Source organism: Psychrobacter sp. CX18 (genome assembly GCF_057396215.1).
In genome coordinates this window covers 171,784-197,727 of sequence record NZ_JBXYJH010000003.1, presented here as the reverse complement: position 1 = coordinate 197,727, position 25,944 = coordinate 171,784, and the positions used below count along the sequence as shown (strand labels likewise).

Below are 25,944 nucleotides of genomic sequence, written 5' to 3'. Positions count from 1 at the left end.
TATCACAGCATAAAAGGGTTTACTTTTTGACATTATTTTCGAGCAAGACGGACTCTTTGTTGTTAGGCGTCAGCGTAACAAGCACTCGGTTAACTATCGTTGAATTAACTTATTATCAAGACATTTATCATCTAAAACAGTATGGTATTCAAAAGTTAAACCCAGGTGATGTGGTGGATAATACTATTGTTGACACGGAGCAGATGGGTCTGACCATCGCAGGCTTAGTTCAACAACTCAACGTCGGAAAAAAGCGAGCTGCAACCGATATTCCTCATGCACAAGCTATTAGCAAACTTATTGAACTGCCTGCTGAATTAATAGATATCGAAATAGAAGCACAAATTAGAATAGATGCTGATCAGTATATTCCTTATCCTTTAGCAGAAGTGAGCTTTGACTTTGAAGTAATAGGACCGTCTCCCTTAGACAGTGATTTTGTCCAAGTGCTATTGGTGGTGTCTCATAATGATCATATTGAACAGCGGGTGGACAGTTTAGCATTTGCAAATATTGAAACTAAAGTTGTGGAAGTGAATTTGCATGCTATCGAGCGTGCTTTTCAGTTAATGTATCCTCGTTCAATACCTACGACATCCATACCTCCATTAATCATACCTCCATCAAACAAATATCTGACATCCAAAAGTCAGTTATCTAAAAGTGAGCTAACAATAGCGTCATTAGGCGTGGCTTTAGTCGATATTGGCCATACCCGCACCACAGTATACGTTGCTAAACATGGTGAGTTTGTTTTTCAGTATGAGCAATTATTTGGCGGCGCTCAGTTAGGTGAAGCTATCCAAACGGGTTATGATCTTGATTTTGAGGCGGCACACAAAGCTCAATTAAGGTGGGGTAACGACGAATCAGATACACCAGATAGCTATACTAAACTGTACTTTGAACCCTTTGTTGAACACCTTGTTGGTCATATTAAGCAAGCATTGCAGTATTATTTTGATGCGGAACCATTAACGGAAGAGTCAATTCTAAGTAGCTTGAACCCTGACGATAAGACTCATACAGACAGTCAAGATGATTCGGGGGTAGATGACATCGCAATTGATGATAATAATGCCAATAATCCTAATAATCCTAATTACTTTAACCGTAAGATAGAAAAAGTTTTGTTATGCGGTGAAGGTGCTTTGATAGCCGATATTGAACACAGCTTACAGTCTAAATTAGGTCTTGATGTTTGCATCGCTAATCCTTTTATAGACATGACTATCCATCCAGATATTGACAGGGTGCAGTTGAATAAGGATGCGCCACTTTTAATGACAGCGTGTGGGCTTAGTTTGAGACGTAACAGCTACCAAGACGGTCAGTTAAGGCAGTCAATATAGTGGCTTATATTAATCTACTGCCATGGCGTGAGCAACGACGACAGCAGCGGAATAAACAGTTTTTAAAGATTATTTACCTTACTTTGAGTTTAGGATTACTAGGTGTCAGTGCTATTTGGGGTTACTTAAATCATAGTCAGCGTAGCCAACAACAAATCAATGCAGATCTCATGCACCGTAATAGTGAGCTTGCAAAAAAGCTGGTCGAGACGAAGACTTCGAAGCAACAGCGTCACACTACAATAGTGCAAATAAATAAGATTTATGAGTCCAAGAATAATCGTAAATTATTGGTTCATATTTGGAATGAAATCGCTAACACTTTACCCAACACCTTAAGATTGACAGGATTAAAAAGACAAGGTGAGTTAATCACCTTTCGTGGAAGGGCAGAAAGTACCGCCTCGGTCTCTGACTGGGCAAATCGTTTAGCGTTAAGCCAAGGAATACAGAAAGTTCAAATCCAATCTGTTAAGCAGGTCAAAATAGGGGATTTAAGTATTGATCAGGAGGATGTTTATCAGGAGAACATTTATCAGAAGAATACGAGAGTTGCTCAAACGGTAGCGGAGCAACCCCCTATGGCAGTAAACGACCTAGCCACTCCTTTTGAGTTTGTGGTCATCGCCGAAGTGGTCGATATTACCCGTCAACAAATTGAACTACAGCAATTGGTATCCTCAAAGTTGGTAGATAGAGAAGATATAACCTCGATAAATCAATCAGATAGAGCTTTGTCTACATCGAGCTTAGATAGTGAGCCAACTCACACAAGCCTGTCACCCGATGGGGGTACTCCCTAATGAGATTGGCTAAACGGCTTACCAACCAACTCACTAACCGCAGTAACCATGCCACTTCAGCATCTGGATTGCAAACAAGAGGGCATCGTTTAAAAGTATTTTGGTACAGTCTGCAAAGCTTAGATAGAGAAAACTACGGCAGTTGGCCACTGGTGATAAAGGGGGCTGTTATTGTTTCTCTGTTAGTCCTTATTATGCTTATCAGTTACTTTATACCTATCAGCAGTCAACTTGAACAAATTAAAGCGCTAAAAACTCAGCAGCACATATTGATTGAAACTCAGCATGAGTTCAGTGCGAAAGCCTCTGCTAGAGCGACAGACAGTCTTCAAATAGAACAAGCGAACCAGACACTTAATCACTTACTTAAACCATTGTCTCAGCCCAATCAGAAGGGGGCACTAATGGCGTCAATAAATACAATAGGCTTGGCGGCTGGGGTAGTGTTCCAAGAGGTATCGACAGGTGAGGGGCTTAGACAACACGTTAATCAAGAGTTAGGTCAACAAATTAATCAAAAGTCTGTTCAGACCTTAAATCAGAAAGCAGGTCAAAGAGCAGGACAAAAAAATAGCGAAGAATATCTTATAGAGCAACCGATGCGTATGGTGTTAATCGGCGACTATCATGACTTTGGACGTTTTCTTAATGGTCTCGCAAATTTGCCGTATGTCTTGACGCTTCATGATTTTGAGGTTGCTTACGTCGATGATAGACGTACTCGCCTTAATCCTGCAACGTCAAAAGATCTTTCTAGAAACCCGAATAGAAGAGCTCAGCTATCTCTAACCTTACACGGTAAGCACTATTACTTAGATAAGAATTACTTAGATAAGAGTCACTTAGATAAGAATTACTTAGATAAGAATTACTTAGATAATGATTACTTTGATAAGAATACGAATGCCACCGCCTCAGAAGTGAAAATTTATTAAAAGTGATACTGTTTATGCTCTTTATTGACAAAAGTCAGGCAAACATTCTTTTAATGGTCCTAGTAGTGGGTATAGGTCAGCTACTAATAGCCTGCGAAGATTCTATCGACACAGTCAGTGATGGCACCCTTGAGGAGGTTTTAGAAAAAGAAGAGACAATACAAGAGGAATTGGTTCAGAATAATCTACCAGAAGATATACCTTTATTGTCTCAACAGCTTATTGCGCAGGCAGAGCAGGCACACTTAATTGAGTATGATGCCACGAATAAACCTTCTCCTTTTTATATGCCTCTCATTACTGTCAACCAACGGTCTATTTCCAAGGATAAGACACAACTTGACGTAGAACAAAAAATCGCGGAACAGCTAGAAGAGCAAACACTAGAGCCAGCAAAAGAGCAGGTACACCACCAGATTAAACAGCAAGTAGCAACAGCATCACAGCAAAACGAGTATATAACGCAAGGCAATCCGAGCTCTAAAACGGTATTTGAGTTAATGACCAGACCAAATACGGGACGTCCTATGCAGCCTTTAGAGCACTATCCGCTTTCACAACTTACCTACCGAGGTCGGATGTTTTTTGAACATGACAACCCTCAAGGTTTAGTGCAGCGTCCTGATGGGATGGTGGTTAGCGTGGAAGTTGGTGACTATGTGGGCAGTCGTAATGGACGCATCATAGAGGTTGCCTCAAACCAGCTTCATATCGTTGAGGTGATGCTAGACCAGCAAGGCAACCGAGTTGAAGCCTCAGTTTTTCTAGTGTCACCTAGGTAGCCGTCTTTACAGAAATTATGACTGATAAATTACTGTCGGTATCTATTTAACTGTCTATTTATCTACTTCTTATCATTGTTACAGGGATAAAACATGACTCTCCATACCCTAACCCTAAATCTAGTGCGGTTGGGTTTACCTTATTTTTTAGTGGTGTTAACCCTGTGTTTAATGGTTACCAGCATATTGTTCAGTGTAAAAGCCTCTGCCGATGTCGAGCCACCCTCGATTGTATTAAGCAATCCGCTCTCAATTCAGGCCCAGACTCAATTACAGTCGCACTCACATTCACAATCATTGAGTCTGGCACAGAGCGAAACACACAAACAAGTACAGACCCAGATAGCGCCCCGCTTAACAGAAGATACGCCTTTATTAAATCCTGCTCATTATGATAATCGTCAATCAGCGCCGTATTTTGGGCTAAATAAACTTAAGGTGACAGATTGGGCTCAAGAGGGAGGTATGGTGGATCTGACATTGAGTAATGAAACGGCTCCCCTAGATATTCAGCGTCAGGGCAATAAAATAACCTTGTTAATGACAGGAGCTAAGATACCAGCGACCTTAACGGGTCAACACTTCAGCAGTAGTCAGCTTATACAGTCAGTGTCGGCTTATAATAGGGGGATGAATGGTATTGTGACTGTGGAGATGAGTAAAGATTTTGACTATCAAAGTTACCGCACAGGAACAGAAGTAAACCTTAGCATAAGCCCATTAAAGACAACGGTTAAACCGGCAGAGGTAGCCAATAAAATCTACACTGGGCAGCCTATTTCAGTTGATTTTCAAAATGTCGAGATTCGTAGTGTTCTGCATTTACTTTCTCAGTATACAGGCACTAATATTGTTGCCAGTGACAATGTAAAGGGCACTGTCATGATCAACCTGGTCAATGTACCGTGGGACCAGGCGCTAGATATTATCCTAAGTAGTAAAAAACTAGGTATGCAGCGACAAGGTAATGTTCTCTTAGTTGCCCCATTAAGTGACATTGCTGCGCAAAATATAAGCTTACTGCAATCTCAGCAAGAGTCCATTGCTGTAATGCCTTTGCAGCATGAGTATATACGCCTAAACTACGCCAATGCCAACGATGTCCTATCTTTAATTATCAAGGCCAGTCAGTCTAGAGGCGGCTCTTTCTCTTCTGCTAGTACAGTACCAGTAACACAAGCAGTGACGGCACCAGTTGCGTCATCCGTAATGGCACCAGTAAAGTCATCTGATACCATGTCTAATGGTACCAACTCTCAAGACTACCGTCTTAATTATCCCCATAATAATCCTCATAAGAATGAAACACTGCTGTCTCATCGAGGTGTGATCACTGCCGATGCTCGGACTAACACCCTTATTATCAAAGACACCTCAGCCAGCATTGATAATATTAGAGCATTAATTGCTAAGATTGATATACCAGTACGGCAGGTCATGATTGAGGCCAGAATAGTCAGCGCCAGTGATAGCTTTAGTCAGGAGATTGGAACGAAGTGGGGAATTTTGTCTAGTGGCGTGGCAACTAATAATGATTTGTTGGTGGGCGGTAGTGATCAAACGTTAGCCGATCTAAAGCAATTTAGTGTCAATAAAACCACTTATAAAGGTGAGTCGGTTGAATACCCAGACTATAACGTTACTCGTCCGGATAACTTAAATATAGACTTGGGGGTCGCCAATCCAGCAGGGCGAGTCGCATTTAGCCTACTAAGTATGTCTGACTTGATGATAGATCTGGAATTATCTGCCATGCAAGCAGAGGGTAGGGGTGAAGTCATTTCGACACCTAAGATTTTAACCTTGGACAAGCAAAAGGCCAGAGTATCTTCAGGTACTAAGATACCTTATCAGAGCGAATCTGAAGGGGGCGGGACAACCACACAGTTTGAAGAGGCGGTATTAAGTTTGGAGGTTACCCCAAATATTACCCCTGAAGGCAGAATTTCATTGCAAATACATATTGAGAATGGCAGACCAAATCCAGTTGGTAATGGGGTGATACTGATAGATACTGATACCTTAAGTACCAATGTGACCATAGATGATGGGCAAACCATTGTTTTGGGCGGGATATATCGTAATCAAGTATTTAACAATGTGGAGAAGGTGCCCTTTTTTGGGGATATACCTTATCTAGGCAGGTTATTTAAAAAAGATTTTCAAAGAAATGACAAGCAAGAGCTGCTGATTTTTATTACCCCGAAACTCATTCATCAAGCCTTATAATTGAGTAGGTTTAATCTCGTTAAGTGTATTTTAACGTTTTTAAAATTTAGCTTATGGTTTAATATAGGGTTTATGCCTAATAGATATTGTGAGTAATTTTAGAACTAGAAAGCACGAATCAGCACCAACGATTATAGAACTAACGACACAAATATCTGTATAATCAGTGAATTTATGTGAGAGAAAATAATGCAATCAGTATTACCGTCATTATTTATTGTTGGCCCTATGGGAGCAGGGAAAACCACGGTTGGTAAGCTATTGGCTAGGCACTTAGGGCGTGAGTTTATTGACAGTGATCATTATATCTGTGAACAAACGGGGGCAGATATACCCTGGATCTTTGAAAAAGAAGGCGAAGCTGGCTTTAGAGAGCGAGAAGCTCGTGCTATTGATGAGTTAACAGCCTTGCCAGATATCGTGTTAGCAACAGGTGGTGGTGTCGTCACCCAATCACAAAACCGCGACCATTTAAACAATCGTGGTATTACGATTTATTTGCGTGCCAGTGTCGACATACAGTTAAAACGCACCTCTAAAGATAAATCTCGCCCTTTATTAAATACTCCCAATCCAAGGGCCGTTTTAACCTCTTTATTTGAAGCACGTGACCCTTTATATAAGGAAGTAGCGCACATTGTCGTTGAGACGGGTGATGGATATCCTAAGTATATGCTTAGAAAAATCATTGAAACCTTAAAGCAGCACTACCCTGAATATGCAGCAGTATTATGAGTCAGAGGATAGGGTGTGTTCCATACGCCCTAATGTTCGGTGAAGTAGAGTGTCCTATCTATGACAAAGTTTGATTTAATGTAGAGTTTGAGAGTCCTATGAAAGCAAGTTTAACCGTACATACCCAAAGCCATGATTATCCTATAGAGATCACCAGTCAAAGTCATATGGCCGCTGAAATAATGCCTTATATTAAGGGTAATCAGGTGATGATAGTGACCAATGATACCGTAGCGCCATTATATCTACAGCCTCTTGTTAAGGGTCTTCAATCTCAGTTTAAGGTTATGTCCGTCATATTGCCAGATGGAGAGCAGTATAAAAACCAGAAGCATATTGACTTGATATACGATGCGCTCATGGACAATCATTGTAATCGTGATGTCACTTTGGTGGCACTAGGTGGTGGGGTGATTGGTGATATGACCGGGTTTGCCGCCGCGTCTTTTATGCGCGGGGTAGATTTTATCCAAATTCCGACCACCTTGTTATCCCAAGTGGACTCTAGTGTTGGTGGTAAAACAGGTATCAATCATCCCAAAGGTAAAAACATGATTGGCGCCTTTTGGCAGCCACAGATGGTACTAGCAGATATGCATACGTTGACTACACTGCCACCACGTGAGCTTTCAGCAGGTATGGCTGAGGTGATTAAATATGCGCTGATTATGGATGCTGACTTTCTTGATTGGTTAGAAGATAATATGACCGCATTAATGGCGCTGGATAAGGCGGTATTGGCAGAAGCGGTTGCCAGATGCTGTCAATATAAGGCTGATGTGGTCGCACAAGATGAAAGAGAGGCGGGCAAGCGGGCATTACTGAATTTTGGCCATACCTTTGGTCATGTTATCGAAACCCACCAAGGCTACGGTCAGTGGTTACACGGTGAAGCGGTAGCCGCTGGGATGGTACAGGCAGCAAGGCTGTCACAAAAAATGGGTTGGCTGACTCAGATAGAGGTTGATCGTATTCGTGCTATATTACAATCAGCTAATCTGCCTGTTGACCCACCTAATATTGATGCTGACACTGCCTTAGCAATGATGCAGCATGATAAAAAAGTTAAGTCAGGACAAGTGCGTTTGATTTTGTTAAAATCGTTAGGACACGCAGTCGTTACTGCTGAGTTTGACCCAGCGTTACTCAAAGCAGTGTTGCGCGGTACGGAATAACGAGTATTACCCTTTTATTTTGTTTAACCATTCCATTATTTATCTGTTTACTGGATTTGCTCTATGGCAATCACACAAAGCTCTTCTCCTGATAAAAGCATTAAACCACAAAAAAAGAAACGTCGCGCCCTTGCCAGCGTCTGGTTGATTATGGCGTTATTAACGGGTGCGGCGGCTTTAGCGATATGGATGTTTAGCTCAGCCCCAGTATTTGAAGAGGAGTCTGAAAAAGAGCAAGAGCAACCGGCAGAAGTGGCCGCCTTCAATATAGCTCAAGTTACGCAAATAGATAATTTGCATGAGCTTGATCAAGATGTGCAACCTATCTCCTTTGATAACTTAGTAAAAGACTTGCGTGACTATCCGCCTGAATTTAAAGATTCAAGATATTTGAAGAAGAATAAGGGCAAATGGACGCTGCAAGTCATGGATGTGTCTGAGCATGAAATCATCACTGATTATTTAAGTTCGCGTAAAGATAGAAACAAATTTGCTTATTTTCGCTATCGGGATGAGAGTGATCAACCCCATTACATACTGACTTATGGTTCAATGAATAGTGAGTCTTCAGCGACAGGCACTGCCAGTAGTATGGAATTTGGTTTACCTTCAAATGTTGAAGTTGCGCCAAAACAATTTGCCAGTTACCTTGATGTTATTGAAAACTACGAGCTATCTGCGCCAATCAAAGACTTATCTAGTAATCGTACTAGACAAGTTAAACTTCAGCCTACTAAGCGTGAGTTAGCTGCTAGACAACGTGCTAAAGCCGCTCAGGATACTAGTCAAGACAGACAAAGCACAGGTAATGAAAGTAGTACAAGTCCGAACCCAACGACAAGCGCTGAGGAGCAACGTGTGGCGCCTTCTTCTACCAATACTAATATTAAGGGGTCAAACAATACCAATGATACCTTATCAGTAACAGAAGAACGTAAGGTCGTTGCCCCTGAGAACAACGGAGGGGATAAACCTTCTAGTTCAGCAGCTTCTTCAAATCAGACCAGTACTAAACCTAAGACAAGCGAGCCTGAGACGACTAAACCTCAGAGCAATAGGAATGCAAGCGGTACGACCAAACCGCCACCTGCGAACAATGGTAGCGACGTCGATAAGATTAAAGAGTTGATTAACGAAAAGACTCAGTAGCTTTATTACGGTCGTAAAATATTGACGGTATTCAGACGTCAGGTCATGTTGCAATGTTTCAATGTTATAAAAAGGAGGCACTCTTGAAAAGAGTGCCTCCTTTTTATATCGTTCTAAATCTTATAACTCATCTATATTTATTCTTGTTATCCTAAATCTACTCACTCACCTGTCGAGGAAGGCAATTGCGAATGCACTAAATCATACGCTACATTTATTAAATTTAGGCAGCCTAACAAAGATAAGTTATTTTATAGAGAAGGTATTAGACTCGCTAAATCAGCTATCGACATCTATAGGCAGCAAGAAGGATCGAATAAATATAAGGTATATTTGTTAACATCATAGAGCTTAAAAAGCCATTGGCTATTAAAAGGTTATCCTTACAGTACAGTAATAAAATGTGACGTCAAAGTTTATGGTATCTTTAAATTTTACTGGATTTTATAGTTATGATTCTCTAGTATGGTTTATATGACGTTTAGCAAGGTTATTGCAGGTATTTAATATATTTATAGTGACTATATTAATGTTTCACTGTATTGTTTTTACCTTTAATATTAGGGGTATATATCTTAAATACTTTTTTTAACGTATTTTAAGAAGGCTAATGCTCGAAATATTTTATATGTCTAATGCGCAAGATTGCGTAGTAAAATAACTTTAGTAAGTTAATAACTATATATATGATAGCCAGTAGCAATTCATTCCTTAAGATATAATCAGAAACAAATTTAGTTACTTGAGATTAAGGTGCTATAAATCAAGCTACTAACTATAAGTTAAGCTACTATAAATATAGTCAATAATGAATAGTGAGCATTACGTGTGCGCTCCATGTTGACTCATTTCACAATACAGTTGCGTCACCTATCCCTATAACTGTACTTATATAGAACCCCATTTAGAGGTGTGTATTTAACACCGCTTAAATAAAGGACATGCCATGACCCAGACTTACACAGCCAATCCTAGTACACCAAATTATGGCGATAGCCACTCCTATAACTCACCAACAGATGAGCTGACCTACCTTGCATCACCTGATGATTTTACCGATAACTGTGGTTTCGGTCTTGTGGCCCATATTGAGGGTAAGCCCAGTCATAAATTAGTCAAGACTGCTATACATAGTTTAAGCTGCATGACGCACCGCGGTGGTGTCGCTGCCGATGGAAAAACAGGGGATGGCTGTGGGTTATTATTGGCAAAACCTGTTGATTTCTTTCAAACGGTTGCCAAAGAGCTAGGCTTTGAGCTGAGCGAAAATTTTGCTGTGGGTATGGTGTTTTTAAACCTAGACGACAGTCTTGCCGCTCATAGCCAAGAAGTTCTAAACAAAGAGATTGCCGCTCAAGGATTGACAGTTGCTGGCTGGCGTGATGTCCCAGTAGATTTATCAATCGTCGGTGAGATTGCCCGTGAGACTTTGCCTCAGTTTAAGCAAGTGTTTGTTAATGCAGCAGATGACTTAAATCCAGAAGACTTCAACCGTAAGCTATATGTGGCTCGTAAAAAAGCTGAGCTGGCTTTGACTGAAGATCCTCTGTTTTATGTCACCTCTTTAAATTGCCAAACTGTGATTTATAAAGGGCTGGTAATGCCTTCCGATTTACCTGCTTTTTATAGTGATTTGCAAGACAGCCGGTTGCACTCGCATATTGTGGTATTCCACCAACGCTTCTCAACCAATACCTTGCCGCGCTGGCCATTGGCGCAGCCATTCCGCTATTTGGCGCATAACGGTGAGTTGAATACGATCACGGCTAACCGTAACTGGTCAGTGGCGCGTACACCGAAGCTTGAAACGGATAAATTACCCGAAATAGCAGAGCTACATCCGCTTGTTAACCGTACAGGTTCAGACTCTTCAAGCTTAGACAATATGCTAGAAGTCCTTATATCAGGGGGCATGTCATTATTTCATGCCATGTCAATATTAGTACCACCGGCGTGGCAGAACGTAGACAGTATGGACATGGATCTGCGGGCGTTTTATGAGTTTTACTCACAGCACATGGAGCCGTGGGACGGTCCTGCCGGTCTTGTTATTCAGGACGGTCGCTATGCGGTGTGTATGCTAGATCGTAATGGCTTACGTCCTTCACGCTGGGTGACGACGAAGAATGGCTATATTACGGTGGCCTCTGAGATTGGTGTTTGGGATTATGATCCTAATGATGTGATTGCCAAAGGTCGTGTCGGACCAGGGCAGATGCTAGTGATCGATACCTTAAATGGTGAAGTGTTAGATGACCAAGTCATTAGTAATCGTCTCAAAAAAGCGCATCCTTATCGCAAATGGTTACGTGAAGAGGCGACGCGAGTGCGTGATAGTGAGCAACTTGAAGAAAAATTGCTTGAACAAGGCGTGCGTGGAGAGCCTTTAAAAGCCTTACAAAAAATGTTCAATATTACCAATGAAGAGCGTACAGAAATTATCCGCCCAAATGCTGAAAACGGTCAAGAACCGGTCGGCTCAATGGGGGATGATACGCCAGTCGCCGTACTGTCTAAGCAAGTACGCAATGTCGCTGACTTCTTCCGTCAACAGTTTGCGCAGGTGACTAACCCTCCAATCGACCCATTGCGCGAGTCGATTGTTATGTCATTACAGACTTGTTTGGGCGCTGAAACCAACATATTTAACCCAACACCGCGAGATGCCCATCGTATTATTTTGTCATCGCCTGTGTTGTCTCCAAGTAAAATGGAGCAGCTTGAAGCACTTGATGACCCTGCCTTCTACAGTCAGCGCATCGATATCAACTATGACGAGACGCTTCCTTTACAGACGGCCATTCAACAGATATGCGAAGAAGTTGAGCGTGCGGTATTAAACAACAAGACGCTCATTATCTTATCCGATAAAGGGATCGAGAAAGGTAAACTGCCTGCCAATGCCGTATTGGTAACAGGTGCGGTGCATCACTATTTAATTGCTAAGGGTCTACGTACCGATGCCAATCTCATTATTGAGACAGGTGTGGCACGTGATTCGCACCAAGTAGCGGTACTGATCGGATTTGGTGCGACGTGTGTCTACCCCTATTTGGCCTATGATGTTATTGCCGATCTGGTGGCGTCAGGTGAGCTATTAGGTGATCCACTTCATGCCCGTGCCAATTTCCGTAAAGGCTTGGATAAAGGGTTACTCAAAATCTTATCAAAAATGGGTATCTCAACCATTGTGTCCTACCGTGGTGCTCAGCTATTTGAAGCGGTTGGTCTGTCTGAAGAGATTGTGGAGATGTGCTTTAAAGGCGTCCAAAGTCGTATTAAAGGGGCGACCTTTGCTGACTTAGCCAAAGACCAAGCACTGTTGGCGAAAAATGCCTTTAGCCGTCGCACGCCATTAGACCAAGGCGGTATGCTCAAATTTGTCTTCAATAAAGAGTATCATGCCTTCAACCCTGATGTGATCAATACCCTTCATACGGCTGTGCGTACCGGTGACTATGAAAACTACCGTGCGTATGCTGCATTGGTCAATAATCGTCCAGTGGCAACCTTGCGTGACTTGTTAAAACTCAAAGAAGGCAACAGCATCGACATTGATGACGTAGAAGGTATAGAATCCATTTTACCCCGTTTTGATTCAGCAGGTATGTCACTAGGCGCATTATCACCAGAAGCTCATGAAGCCATTGCGATGGCAATGAATACTATCGGCGGTCGTTCCAACTCAGGAGAAGGTGGTGAAGATCCTGTACGTTACGGTACGATGCGTAACTCAAAAATCAAACAGGTGGCGTCAGGCCGTTTCGGGGTAACACCGGCTTACTTACGCTCTGCACAAGTGATGCAGATTAAAGTGGCGCAAGGCGCAAAACCTGGTGAAGGCGGACAGTTGCCAGGCGGTAAAGTGAACTCACTGATTGCTCGTTTAAGGTATTCGGTACCGGGCGTGACCTTGATTTCACCGCCACCACATCATGATATTTATTCTATTGAAGATTTAGCACAGCTGATTTTTGATTTAAAACAAGTGAATCCAGAAGCCTTGGTGTCTGTGAAGTTGGTCTCTCGTCCAGGTGTTGGTACTATTGCCACTGGTGTGGCGAAAGCCTACGCTGACTTGATTACCATTTCAGGATATGACGGCGGTACAGCGGCGTCACCCTTATCCTCCATCCATCATGCAGGCTCTCCATGGGAGCTTGGCTTGGCAGAAGCGCATCAATCCTTAAGAGTGAATGGGTTACGTGACAAAGTGCGCGTACAGACTGATGGCGGCTTAAAAACAGGACTTGATGTGGTAAAAGCAGCCATACTAGGGGCAGAAAGCTTCGGCTTTGGTACCACACCAATGATCGCAGTCGGCTGTAAGTACTTAAGAATTTGTCATCTTAATAACTGTCCGACTGGCGTTGCCACCCAGCAAGCCCGTTTACGTGATGAGCACTTCATCGGCGAAGCTGAGATGCTGATTAACTTCTTTAAGTTTGTCGCGACTGAAACCCGTGAATGGCTGGCCTTCCTAGGCGTACGCAGCATGGAAGAGCTGGTAGGTCGTACGGATTTACTAGAGCTGTTAGAGGGCATTACAGAGAAGCAGCGCAATCTTGATTTATCGCCATTATTACGCAGTCATCCTGCCGCTGAAGGTAAGCCGCAGACCTGTCAAGTCGAGCGCAATGAGCCCTTTGATAAAGGCTTGCTGGCTGAGAAGATGGTAGAAGATATGATACTTGCCATCCGTCAAGGTCAGGGCGGCACCTATAGCTATCAAGTGGGTAACTGTGACCGCTCTATTGGTGGACGTCTATCAGGTGAGATTGCGCAAGTGTGGGGCAACTTAGGTATGTCAGATAGTCCTATCAAGTTGCATCTGGTCGGTACCGCAGGTCAAAGCTTAGGCGTTTGGAACGCAGGCGGCTTAAATATTGAGCTGGAAGGCGATGCCAACGACTATGTTGGTAAAGGTATGGCAGGAGGTGAAGTTGTGATTTATCCGCCCAAAGGCTCTACCTTTGCGTCACAAGAAACCGCCATTATAGGGAACACCTGCTTATATGGTGCAACCGGTGGTAAGCTTTATGCGGCAGGTACCGCAGGCGAGCGCTTTGCGGTTCGTAACTCAGGCGCTCATGCGGTAGTCGAAGGTGTCGGTGATCACTGCTGTGAGTATATGACTGGTGGTGTGGTGACCGTACTGGGTAAAACAGGGCTAAACTTTGGCGCTGGTATGACAGGAGGATTTGCGTTTGTACTGGACTTAGACAATACTTTCTTTGATCGCTGTAACCATGAGTTGATTGACTTGCATCGTATTTCTAGCGAGCAAACCGAAGAGCATCGTATTTACTTAAAACAAATTATCGAAAATCACGTTGAAAAAACGGGCAGTGCGTGGGCGCTTCAAATCTTGGCAGACTTCGAGCACTATGTCCGTAAAGTGTTCTTAGTGAAGCCAAAAGCTGCCAATATGGCGTCACTACTACACAGTACGACAGCAGATCCACAGTAAGCTTTTCGTTAGGATAGACTTAAGCCCTTATACCTCACTTTATATAGAATTTGGTATAGAGGCTTAAGCAAGCACGATTATCTTTAGCCAGTTTTCATAAGCTTGCCAAGATAAGCCCGTAAGGTTAAATAAGTACTGTTGAACGAGTAAGGTAAACGACTGCTATCAAACAAAAAGCTCAACGATACTGATTAAATGAGTCATACTCATTGACTTTAATGATAAGCGACTTGATAAAACACCCAGAATATTTTGTCCAACTGAGGGATATTCCCTCTTGCGGCAGGTTTTACGACTTGATAGAAACCAACAGGCTAACCCTATTTAAGTGCCCTGTGTTCAAGTGTAATACCAACTTAAGGAGACAAAACCCTAATGAAGCGTATCAATAACAATTTCCAGTTTTTAGATGTACCGCGTAGTGAGCCTGAGAAAAAAGACATGGTCACTCGGTCAACTGAGTTTGTTGAAATTTATAAGCCCTTTGACTCTCAGCACGCCGCTCATCAGGCGCACCGGTGTTTAGAGTGTGGTAACCCTTATTGCGAATGGAAATGCCCGGTACATAACTACATTCCCAATTGGCTCAAACTAGCCACAGAAGGTCAGATTTTTCAAGCAGCAGAGCTCTGCCACAGTACCAACACTTTACCGGAAGTCTGTGGCCGAGTATGTCCGCAAGATAGACTATGTGAAGGTGCGTGTACGCTCAACGATGGTTTTGGGGCAGTGACGATTGGTAATGTCGAAAAGTATATTAACGACACCGCCTTTGCTTTAGGGTGGCGTCCTGATATGAGTGATGTGCAATGGACTGATAAAAAAGTTGCCATCATTGGTGCAGGCCCTGCTGGTCTTGGTTGTGCCGATATCTTAATTCGGGCAGGGGTCAAGCCTGTTGTCTTTGATAAACGCCCTGAAATTGGTGGTCTGCTAACCTTTGGTATTCCAGAGTTTAAAATGGAAAAAGAAGTGATGCGTAACCGCCGTACCGTATTTGAAGGCATGGGTATTGAATTTCGACTCAACACTGAAGTCGGTACTGACGTCACTATCGATGAGTTGATGGAGGAGTATGACGCCATCTTTATGGGAATGGGAACATACACCTATATGCGTGGCGGCTATCCGGGCGAAGAGCTTGACGGAGTTTATGATGCCCTTGATTACTTAATTGCCAATGTCAATCGCTGTAATGACTGGGAACAAGATTCCGATGAGTATATTAATTTAAAAGATAAAAAGGTCGTGGTGCTCGGTGGTGGTGATACCGCCATGGACTGTAACCGTACGGCCATTCGTCAAGGATCAGAGCGCGTGGTTTGTGCGTACCGCCGTGATGAATTGAATATGCCCGGCTCACTACGCGAAGTTAAAAATGCAAAAGAGGAGGGGGTTGAGTTTTTATTCAACCGTCAACCTACCGAAATTATCGGCCTAAATGGCAAAGTCACTGGCGTAAAAGTAGTCACTACTCAACTTGGTAAGCCTGATAATCGTGGTCGCCAGCGTCCTGAGCCAATTCCAAACTCAGAAGAGATTATCGACTGTGATGCGGTCATTATGGCTTTTGGTTTCCGTCCAAGTCCGGCAAACTGGTTCGGCGATAGCCAAATTAGCATGGATGAGTCTGGCCGTGTGCTTGCGCCAGAAGAGCAACCATATAAGTTCCAAACCAGCAATCCTAAAGTGTTCGCCGGTGGCGATATGGTGCGTGGTTCTGACTTAGTGGTGACTGCTATTTGGGAAGGACGTGAAGCCGCCAAAGGTATTCTAGACTTCCTTGACGTGTAGCGTATTCAATTAGAATCAAGACTAAGCCCTCTTTGTGAGGGCTTTTTTGATGTTAGTCCTATAAGATAAAAGTGTGATAAAAATAAAATACAGAACATAAAGATAGCTTAAGGAGCCAATCCTGCCATCCGCTATATCTACCAGTCTAGGCGGGGCGGGGACACGGTTTGAGTGGTTGCTGTTGCCTCGACACCCTCTCAAAACCTAGACCCCGCAACCCGCCCAAACTGGCAGTATACCGCTCCTGTCAGGGCTAAAATGCCGTACGTAAGCCCAATCCATGATTGTTAAAAAGCTCACTATTAGGCCTGAAAAGTAAAGGTTTAGTTCTCAGCCGTTCTTTTGTATAGAGCTTAGCCTCTGTGGTGATTATGTTATAGATAGTCAGTCAAATTTTAATAGCGAGCGCCATCATCATGTGGTTATGATAAAATCTACTGGCTATAGATTTTTAAGATCTATAGCCTTTTAATATCTATATACTTTAAAGATATGGTTCTAAAGATATAGCCCTAATGCTAATGTCATGAAAGTTAATGCCCTTTGAAGATGAGACCCAAACTATGACCTCAAAATCTGAATCAAACCGTCCCAAAACTGGCGATGACGCCCTAAAACTGTTAGAGCAAGGAAACGCTCGGTATGTCAAAAGTCTAAGCGAAACCGAGCAGATGATGCAAAATCGTCCTGAGTTGGTGGCCGAACAAGATCCTTTTGCCATTATCTTAGGCTGTTCTGATGCCCGCGTGCCAGTTGAGATTGTGTTTGATCAAGGGTTAGGCGATTTATTCGTGATTCGAGTCGCAGGCAATGTGGTAGCGCCGTCCCAAATTGGTTCAGTAGAGTTTGCAGTAGAGAAGTTCGGTACGCGTTTGGTAGTGGTATTGGGGCACTCGCATTGCGGCGCAGTGACTGCTTGTGTAGAAGCCTTGATCAATCCAGAACAAAACTACACCCCTAATTTACAGTCTATCGTCGATCGGATTCGACCCAGTGTTTATAACTTACACGAGTTAGCGACTGCCACGGGCGCAGACATTGATGCCCAAGAGCTGATAGATCGTTCAATTAGTGCCAATGTGCGTATGTCAGTCAGTCAGCTTAAGCATGGTTCAAGACTTTTAGAAGACATGCATCGTAGTGGCGAGCTTTTAATAGTCGGGGCAGAATATGACTTGACTACCGGTAAGGTTGAATTTTTAGCCGATTAACGATATCAAATCTAATAAGCCCTAGATATCTCTTCACTTGAGTAAACCAATATAAAGTATCATCATTGACAACTAATCAGCAACTTAATGAGAGACTAAATCAGAGACAAAGTAACCGAGTGCAAGACCTACCCTAGTAGGTTTAGTTAGGTTAACGAAGTCGCTCTTTAAATTACCCATGACTCTAGCAATGACTCCAACAGGAAATTATTATGTCTATCAATAGTATTGAGCAACCCCAATCCTCACTAAAAGTTGAGGGCGTTCAGCCGATCGCTACCGCCACTTCTGGTTTTACCTTTAACCATACCATGCTACGCATAAAAGACCCTAAAGCGTCTTTAGCGTTTTATACCGGTATCTTAGGCATGACGCTATTAACCATCAAAAAATTTCCCGACATGGCATTTGATCTTTATTTTTTAGCCAAACTAACGGATGAAGAACGGGCAAATTTACCAGCTGATGAGGATTTGGCTATCTACACCTTCCGTCAACGCGGTATCTTAGAGCTAACGCATAACTATGGTACCGAAGACAACGCAGACTTTAGCTATCACAATGGCAATTCAGAGCCACAAGGCTTTGGGCATATTTGTTTTAGTGTGCCAAACTTAGAAGAGGCGATTGCTTGGTTTGATCGCAATAAAGTTGAGTTCCAAAAACGTCCAGAAGACGGCAAGATGAAAAATATTGCCTTTATTAAAGATGTGGATGGGTACTGGATCGAGATCGTACAAGCCGACCTTATGAGCTAATGATTGATGAGCTAATGATTGTGTTTGAATGACAACTGCCTAAATGTCTTTTTGAGTGATTACTTGAGTGTTTGTTGAGTCTTTATTAAATGGGTTCGTTATTGAGTGATTGCTAATACGTCATTGTTAAGCTGGCTATCAGTCATTATTATCAGTGATTGCGTTTAGCACTTGGTTTCTAATAGGACAAACCAAGTGCTTTTTTATAAAGGGTATTTATCGTTATAGAGGATGTTTAAACAGCACAATTAGGTGCTCAATTTGATACTATAAAAATTAAAGGTTAGAATTTAGCCAACATAGTTTAAAAGGATGTGGGAATGCCAGAAGTCGATGTGTCAGAAAAAGTAAGCGAGAAGATAGTCGAATATCAAACCATAGCGTCGTCTGCAAACGGGATGTTTGGAGACTTTATGGCGAGAGTGCCTTACTTTGTCGTTGCTCTGGTGGTGCTTTTGGTTTTCTGGTTATTGTCCAAAGTCTTTAAAGGGATTATTGGGAAAGTACTGGTCAAGAGTCATACCCATCGCAATTTGGTTCGAGTGTTTGAGCGAATAGGCGGCGCCTTAATCTTATTTGTCGGCTTTATGATCGCTATGGTTATTGCCATTCCTGGTTTTACGCCCGCAAAATTGGTTGGGGCGCTTGGGATAGGCTCTGTGGCCATAGGCTTTGCCTTCAAGGATATTTTTCAAAATCTATTGTCAGGTATTCTGTTGTTATTGTCGGAGCCATTTCGTATTGGCGATCAAATTATCTCAGGAGATTATGAAGGCACGGTAGAAGATATTAAGGTACGGGCAACCACAATTCGTACTTATGATGGTCGTCAGGTAGTTATTCCAAACTCCCAGCTTTATACTGGCGCATTGACCGTTAACACGGCTTATAAACGTCGCCGCTTAGAGATTACGGTTGGGATAGGGTATAACGATGATATACGGGGAGCCAAAGAAGCGATACTCAAAGCATTAAAGAGTGCGGAAACGGTATCCAAGCTGGCAGAACCCTCAGTAGTGGCTTCTGAATTTGGAAGCTCTAGTATTGATTTAAAAGTTCGGTGGTATATTGACAACGGGACTCAAGCAAATAAGGTGGCCTCGATTCACGAAGTAATCGTTGAGGTCAAAGATCATCTTGACGCAGCTGATATCAATATTCCATTCCCAATACGCACGCTCGACTTTAGTGATGGCTCGGCTCAAGTACTTGCCGATCACATTATGAAAAATCAAACCGCTAAAAAAGATGAGATTCTGGATGACAGTTCTCCATTAAGAAATAACAACAGCTAACCAGATGTTGATTTAAGACTCATTTTTATTAAAGAATCTTTTGATTAAATCGTCCAAGTTTATGAATCAGTCATCTAAACAAACGGATTAGAACGGATTAGACAGGTTTAAAAAAGCCCTAAACCATTTTTAATCGGTTGAGGGCTTTTATGTTGTGAAAACAAGGATATGGATTTAATCATTAATGAATTCAATACTTAATTCATCAACTATCAAGAATAAAGTCAGAGAAGTCTAAAATGGTTACAAGGCAACCGAGTGCAAGTGCTACTGGAGTAGGCTTAACGAGGTTAACACTGTAACCGTTTAGTAGTTCGCTGACTGTATTAATCATTTGGCGCTTTAAATTCTTTGTGACAAGACTTACAGCTTTCACCGACCTGTGCGAATGCAGGCATCACGTCATCGGCAGAGGTTGCATTTTGGGCAGCCGCTTGGAGCTCAGCAGTTGCTTGCTCAAAATCTTCAGCCGCCGCTCTAAACCCTTCTGAATTAGACCAAACGTCAGGTTTTGCACCACCAACATCGTTTTCATCACTAAAATGCTGCCAAGGTTTCGTAGCATCTTCTGCTAAAAAATTGGCTTCTTCTTTGAATTTTTCAGCATCAAAAGTCTCTGGCGCTTCAACCATTTTCTTCATCACACCGGTGGCGTCTTTCCAGTTTTTCATCGAGTCAGTACGTGCCTTGACAGCATCGCTTTGAGTCGCTGTGCCACCATTACAGGCAGCAAGAGTAAGACTTAATGGCAAGATAGTGGCTAGCAATAATGATTTTAGTTGCATGGCTAATTCCTTTTACATTTTAATGGGGATTTATAAAAGTCTAGGGCGTGTCCTCATTTTGTAAATGGTGATAAAAATAAGGACACGCCCTAGTAGTACTCTTAAATAATTCTAGCATATCCTTTTTGATGTCACATATCGAAAAGGTTGTAAATAGTATCCAAATAGTCATCAAAAAGGGAAATAGTCATCAAAAAGGTAAATAGTAATCAAAAAAGGAAGAGCGCATAATTTAAACGTTTTTTAGACTTATCCCAAGTTTAGCCAGTCTTGTGGCTTTAAATAAAAGTCCGTAAGCTTATACTCTGGCGTACCTATTTCTGGCTCATAGCGATATTGCCAACCGGTTAATGGCGGTAGGCTAACCAAGATCGACTCAATACGTCCATTACTCTGCAAACCAAACAAGGTACCTCGGTCATACACTAAATTATACTCAACATAGCGACCACGGCGATATAATTGAAAATCGCGTTGTTGCTCAGTGACTGGTGTATGTTTACGCTTTTCAAAAATTGGAATTATCCCCTCCAAATAGCCTTGACCAACTGCCTGCATAAATTTAAAACAGGTTTCAAAGTCCCAGCCTCGACTTTCGGTGTTCACATCATCATAAAATAATCCGCCAACGCCGCGCTGTTCATTACGGTGGCGAAGATAGAAGTAATCATCACACCATTTTTTGAAATCTGGATAGACCGTATCGCCAAAGGGCGCACATAAGTCATGACACACTTGGTGCCAATGGACACAGTCTTCTAAAACAGGGTAGAAGGGCGTCAAATCAAAGCCTCCGCCGAACCACCAAATAGGGGCTTCACCTTCTTTTTCAGCGACGAACAATCGGACATTGGCGTGACTGGTTGGCACATGAGGATTGCGAGGATGAACCACCAATGAGACGCCCAATGCTTGTGCTTTTCTACCTGCAATATCTGGATGGCGGGCGGTAGCAGTCGCCGGTAAGTTGTTGATATGAATATGACTAAACATCACTCCCGCTTTTTCGATAACCTCACCGTCAGCCATCACACAGGAGCGACCACCACCACCTTCAGGACGATTCCAGTCATCAGGGGTAAAGGTTGCAGAGCCACCACCGTCGGCCTCTTGCTGTTCTAGCGCTTGGCATATATTTGCTTGCAACTGCAATAACCATTCACGAACTCGATGGATGTCTTGCACGTCAGGATGTCTAGTTTGAGTCATATCACTCGCGGTTGAATTACTGTTTATGCTTGTCATAGTCTAAGTCATGTGTTGGTAGGTAGGTTTGGGACGTCAGATCTGTCGCCAAATGATGGCCCATTCGTTCTCTTTTAGTGGCTAGATAATCGGCATTAAAGGGGTTTAAACCAACCACTAAAGGTATGCGCTCTACAATGTCAAAGCCTAACTCTTCAAGGTAGTTGAGCTTGTTTGGATTATTGGTCATTAATCGCAGCTTCGTAATACCGACATGTTCAAGCATAGGCTTACACATCTCATAGGTGCGAGCGTCGGCAGGCAAGCCTAATAATAGGTTTGCATCCAAAGTGTCATGACCTTGATCCTGCAGGGCATAGGCGCGAATTTTATTGGTCAATCCAATTCCGCGTCCTTCTTGACGTAAATATAAAATAGCGCCACATCCTTCGGCCTGTATCGCTTGCATCGTGGCGTTTAATTGGGGTCCGCAGTCGCATTTAAGCGATGAAAAAGCATCACCAGTCAGGCACTCGGAGTGAATGCGAACCAAAGGCGCTTTTGTCAGTTTGTTATCCGTTTCTCTGCCTTCTATCTCCGCAACCCTATTAGTGTCGTCAACGATTGGTAAACCACAGGTCAGCATCACATGCTCCTGTCCGTCATCGTTTTCGAAAACATGGATATCAAAGTCGCCATGAGCGGTGGGAAGTTTTGCTTTACTGATGAAGCGATATGGCGATTGAGAAGTATTTTTATTTGTGAGTTGAGACATTGCAGACCTAAATAGTCATATTCGTGAATAAAGATACGTAAATAAATAGAGCGGGTATATGTTTAATCGATAATAACCAAAATTTATAACAACCAAGCTAATCAGGTTCAAATGACCTTAAATATTATTAGATTGAGTTAAAAACATAGAAAATTCACATACGGTGAAGTATGAATAAAGCGTTAAATGAAAAAAAATGCTATTATGCCATATTCTTAATACCGATACAGTGTTGGCTTAGCCTGAGATAAAGTTGATAAAAATCACACCGTTATTAACCGAGCATGATTCGTGTGTGACAAAGGTACAACCGACTGTCAGACCGTGCATTATCGAAATTTTATTAGTTATAGTTAGGTTTTATAGCATTATAAGTATACCCTATCACTGATAGATTAATGACGGCAAATAGTTAAATATCAAGTATATTAAGTCATCATAGGGCTATTACAGAACGGACGCAGAATTAAAATGAACAGTCACTGAGCATTATTTATTTGCACTATCTAAATGAAGGCGTCAGAAACTTAATAGACAATTGCCTTTAAGAGCTTAAATACCGTTATTTGCGTTAGTCTTATAATAACTGTCAAACATTAAAAATACTCAAAAAATGCTTTATTCTGGTGCAGAAGATGCACAGGTCTGATATCTTATAGATAAATAGCCATTTACTATAGTCATTTAACATAGTTATTTAATAATGATGACAGTTAGCGGTTGTTTTAAAGGTACAGACAAATTATTTTCATCTATATTCACTCATATTGATGCTAAGTTTAAGGTTTTAGGTAAACCCTTTTTCTTAAAACATCTTTTCTTTGACAGACTTGCATATCCTACTAATAGTAGCCTTTGCAATGATCTTTTCGATAGGATGGTTTTTAGATTTTATATATGGGTTACAAAAAGAATAAGCCCTCAGACTATCGAGTTGGTTTTGCAACCCGATGAGCAGCATCTATACACTAAGATTAGTAGGTTTTGTAAGGTCTATGCAGCAATTTTCAAACTCAACTACGCCCAAGCCTGCGCCCACGCAACACGTGGATTCATCCACTGAAGACAGTGGTATTGATGTGCCTAATGCAACTACCAAAACTTTTAAACCCCTAGCCATGCGTCACTTTTCTGAAATTCCAACATCGCGCCCTGCCACCCCAACATTGGATAAGATAGAGTCTCCCGCTGATTTAAAGGGTCTGAATCAACAACAACTGCTGACATTAGCAGATGAACTGCGTGAGTACTTACTGTATTCAGCCGGTCAAAGCGGTGGGCATTTTGGTGCAAATTTGGGTGTGGTTGAATTGACCATTGCTCTGCATTATGTATTAAATGCACCCGATGACAAGCTGGTCTGGGACGTGGGACATCAAGCCTACGCACATAAGGTGTTAACCGGTCGCCGTGATCGTATATCGACCATTCGCTCGAAAGATGGATTAACTGCTTTTCCAGAACGTCAAGAGTCAGAATATGACACCTTTGGTGTTGGACATTCTTCTACTTCTATTTCAGCCGGCTTGGGCATGAGTCTTGCCCTGCGTCATTTAGGCAAGCAAGCAAAAGTCGCCTGTGTGATCGGCGATGGTGCGATGACCGGCGGGATGGCCTTTGAAGCCATGAATGATGCGGTGCAACAAGATGCCGATATCATGGTCGTATTGAACGACAATGATATGTCAATCTCTCAAGCCACGGGTGGGTTCTCGAAGCATCTAGCTGTCTTATGGCAGCGCGGTCTGGCAATTGATATTGATAAGTCAGGTAATCCTGTTTTAACTAAGCGTACCATTGACAGTGCAGACAAGCGTTTCCGTCATTATGTGCATATGGCAAATGGTGCTATTAACGATTGGTCAGCGCGCATTCCTAACAAAATCATTACGAAAATTGCCAAGCAGTTTGCTGAGGGCACCATACCACGCCCAAGCGATCTTGAAGGGCTGCCTGATAAAATTGCTAATAAAATCGTAGATGATTTATTTGCAGACAACTTATTCAAAGCAATTGGCTTTAAATATTTTGGTCCTTTTGATGGGCATGATGTGGTTAAGCTCACACAAGTATTGGAGCGCGCCAAAAACTTGAGAGGCGCGGTACTGGTACATGTGCATACCGTCAAAGGTAAAGGCTTTGTACCTGCAGAAGCTGACCCTGTTGGCTACCATGCCATTAGTAAAGTCCCCAAACAGTCAGAAGCAACTGTAGAATATGAAAAAGCCGATAAGGCATCTGCTGAGCCCATTCACAAAAAGAAATATTCCCAAGTATTTGGTGAGTTTATTTGTGATAAAGCGGCTACCGACGCTAACTTGATGGCAATCACGCCTGCGATGGAAGAAGGGTCAGGCATGACGGAGTTTGCCCAGCTATTTCCTGAACGTTTTTTTGACGTCGCTATCGCTGAGCAGCATGCTGTCACATTAGCGGGTGGTATGGCAACCCTTGGTGTCAAACCTATTGTGGCTATTTATTCCACCTTTCTTCAGCGCGGTTATGATCAGCTTATTCATGATATCGCTTTGCAAGACTTAGACGTTATGTTTGCCATCGATCGGGCAGGCTTAGTGGGTGAAGATGGTGCTACTCACGCTGGCGTCTTTGATTTGGCATATATGCGCTGCGTACCAAATATAGTGATTGCTACGCCAAAAGATGAAAATGAGTGCTACCACTTATTAAATACTTGTTATGAACATAAAGGCACGACGGCAGTACGCTATCCACGAGGAACAGGACCAGGGGCTCAAATCACTAAGCCTTTTGAGACGTATGAGGTCGGTAAGGCGATCGTTGAGGCGGTTTATAAATCATCAAAGCTCAATATTAACGAAGTAGATGATAAATCAGTGGCTAAAAATGTTGCTCCTAGAAAAGTAGCGTTACTGGCCTTTGGGCCGATAGTCGCTACTGCAAATAAAGCAGCGAAAGCACTTGTCGAAAAGATCACTGATAATGCTACTAAATTCGATAGCTCACTTGAAATCACAGTGATGAATATGCGCTGGGTGAAACCGCTGGATAGCGAGCTATTAAATAATTTGGTTGCTGAAGGTTATCACTATATCGTTACCTTGGAAGAGCATGTAGTGATGGGTGGTGCCGGTAGTGCGGTCAATGAATATCTATTAAATAAGACGGCGTGTCTGGCTCATGGGGTATCGGTTAAAAATATCGGTATAGCGGATGAATTCATAGCTCATGGTAGCCATGAAGAGCAGTTAGAGGACTGTGGCCTAGATGTGGCTGGTCTGATTACCCAGTTAGAGCAATTAGTGATAACTGACTCATAAATCAACTTTCTAGCTCGTTTATGATGTGCCACTATTTATCCTGATTGATAAATTGATAACACTAAAAAGATAAAAGCACGTTATACAAATTTTCAATCTAAAGTTGAAAACTTATAGCCTTTTAATTAAGCCTTGTTACTAACGGGCTAAAAACTAACCTGCTAAAATTAAATTCTTTAAAAATAAACGCTTTAAAATTAACTGCCTAACAA

The 25,944-nt window shown here is 42.4% G+C and carries 17 protein-coding genes; 14 read left to right on the top strand and 3 right to left on the bottom strand.

What is annotated here, in order from left to right:
• Positions 1 to 26: 26 nt before the first annotated feature.
• The 13 genes from pilM (at position 27) to AC2SLT_RS02945 (ending at position 19,688) form a co-directional block, all read left to right on the top strand.
• Positions 27 to 1,352 carry a type IV pilus assembly protein PilM gene (gene pilM / locus AC2SLT_RS03005; protein WP_486546055.1) on the top strand — a complete coding sequence of 442 codons (1,326 nt, stop codon included), beginning with the start codon at positions 27 to 29 and terminating at the stop codon, positions 1,350 to 1,352.
• Positions 1,352 to 2,155 carry a PilN domain-containing protein gene (locus tag AC2SLT_RS03000; protein ID WP_486546053.1) on the top strand — a complete coding sequence of 268 codons (804 nt, stop codon included), beginning with the start codon at positions 1,352 to 1,354 and terminating at the stop codon, positions 2,153 to 2,155. Before pilM ends, AC2SLT_RS03000 begins: the two co-directional genes overlap by 1 nt.
• Positions 2,155 to 3,090, top strand: coding sequence for a type IV pilus inner membrane component PilO (locus AC2SLT_RS02995; protein ID WP_486546051.1), 936 nt, complete (start codon positions 2,155 to 2,157; stop codon positions 3,088 to 3,090). The genes AC2SLT_RS03000 and AC2SLT_RS02995 overlap by 1 nt, the downstream gene beginning before the upstream one ends.
• A 14-nt stretch (positions 3,091 to 3,104) precedes the next feature.
• Complete coding sequence (locus AC2SLT_RS02990; protein WP_486546050.1) at positions 3,105 to 3,872, top strand: pilus assembly protein PilP; 768 nt, start codon at positions 3,105 to 3,107, stop codon at positions 3,870 to 3,872.
• Between the two features lie 93 nt (positions 3,873 to 3,965).
• The gene (locus tag AC2SLT_RS02985) at positions 3,966 to 6,101 is read left to right on the top strand and encodes a type IV pilus secretin PilQ (protein WP_486546049.1); all 2,136 of its coding nucleotides are present in this window, start codon (positions 3,966 to 3,968) and stop codon (positions 6,099 to 6,101) included.
• A gap of 189 nt (positions 6,102 to 6,290) precedes the next feature.
• Entirely contained in the window at positions 6,291 to 6,836 is a 546-nt protein-coding gene (gene aroK / locus AC2SLT_RS02980) for a shikimate kinase AroK (RefSeq protein WP_486546047.1), read from the top strand.
• Positions 6,837 to 6,934: 98 nt separating this feature from the next.
• Positions 6,935 to 8,011 (top strand): 3-dehydroquinate synthase, encoded by a 1,077-nt coding sequence (gene aroB / locus AC2SLT_RS02975; RefSeq protein ID WP_486546046.1) that lies wholly within the window; start codon positions 6,935 to 6,937, stop codon positions 8,009 to 8,011.
• Between the two features lie 63 nt (positions 8,012 to 8,074).
• Positions 8,075 to 9,160: a hypothetical protein gene (locus AC2SLT_RS02970; protein ID WP_486546045.1), complete on the top strand. Its 1,086-nt coding sequence runs from the start codon at positions 8,075 to 8,077 to the stop codon at positions 9,158 to 9,160.
• Between the two features lie 946 nt (positions 9,161 to 10,106).
• The gene (gltB, locus tag AC2SLT_RS02965) at positions 10,107 to 14,630 is read left to right on the top strand and encodes a glutamate synthase large subunit (RefSeq protein WP_486546044.1); all 4,524 of its coding nucleotides are present in this window, start codon (positions 10,107 to 10,109) and stop codon (positions 14,628 to 14,630) included.
• 375 nt (positions 14,631 to 15,005) lie between these two features.
• Positions 15,006 to 16,424 (top strand): FAD-dependent oxidoreductase, encoded by a 1,419-nt coding sequence (locus AC2SLT_RS02960; RefSeq protein WP_486546043.1) that lies wholly within the window; start codon positions 15,006 to 15,008, stop codon positions 16,422 to 16,424.
• Positions 16,425 to 16,987: 563 nt separating this feature from the next.
• Positions 16,988 to 17,635 carry a carbonic anhydrase gene (locus AC2SLT_RS02955; protein ID WP_486546041.1) on the top strand — a complete coding sequence of 216 codons (648 nt, stop codon included), beginning with the start codon at positions 16,988 to 16,990 and terminating at the stop codon, positions 17,633 to 17,635.
• Between the two features lie 212 nt (positions 17,636 to 17,847).
• The gene (gloA, locus tag AC2SLT_RS02950; protein WP_486546039.1) at positions 17,848 to 18,393 is read left to right on the top strand and encodes a lactoylglutathione lyase; all 546 of its coding nucleotides are present in this window, start codon (positions 17,848 to 17,850) and stop codon (positions 18,391 to 18,393) included.
• Between the two features lie 320 nt (positions 18,394 to 18,713).
• Positions 18,714 to 19,688 (top strand): mechanosensitive ion channel family protein, encoded by a 975-nt coding sequence (locus AC2SLT_RS02945; protein ID WP_486546038.1) that lies wholly within the window; start codon positions 18,714 to 18,716, stop codon positions 19,686 to 19,688.
• 326 nt (positions 19,689 to 20,014) lie between these two features.
• Here the strand turns inward: AC2SLT_RS02945 and AC2SLT_RS02940 are convergent, their stop codons facing one another.
• The 3 genes from AC2SLT_RS02940 to ribA all read right to left on the bottom strand — a co-directional run bounded on the left by AC2SLT_RS02940 (position 20,015) and on the right by ribA (position 22,433).
• Complete coding sequence (locus tag AC2SLT_RS02940; protein WP_486546036.1) at positions 20,015 to 20,473, bottom strand: c-type cytochrome; 459 nt, start codon at positions 20,471 to 20,473, stop codon at positions 20,015 to 20,017.
• Positions 20,474 to 20,722: 249 nt separating this feature from the next.
• A complete protein-coding gene (gene hemF, locus AC2SLT_RS02935) occupies positions 20,723 to 21,682 on the bottom strand; it encodes an oxygen-dependent coproporphyrinogen oxidase (protein WP_486546034.1) in 960 nt (319 codons plus the stop codon).
• A 16-nt stretch (positions 21,683 to 21,698) separates the two neighbouring features.
• Positions 21,699 to 22,433 carry a GTP cyclohydrolase II gene (gene ribA / locus AC2SLT_RS02930; RefSeq protein ID WP_486546033.1) on the bottom strand — a complete coding sequence of 245 codons (735 nt, stop codon included), beginning with the start codon at positions 22,431 to 22,433 and terminating at the stop codon, positions 21,699 to 21,701.
• Between the two features lie 995 nt (positions 22,434 to 23,428).
• On the opposite strand from ribA, the gene AC2SLT_RS02925 reads away from it, so the two are divergent.
• Complete coding sequence (locus AC2SLT_RS02925; protein ID WP_486546032.1) at positions 23,429 to 25,732, top strand: 1-deoxy-D-xylulose-5-phosphate synthase; 2,304 nt, start codon at positions 23,429 to 23,431, stop codon at positions 25,730 to 25,732.
• Positions 25,733 to 25,944 lie beyond the last annotated feature (212 nt).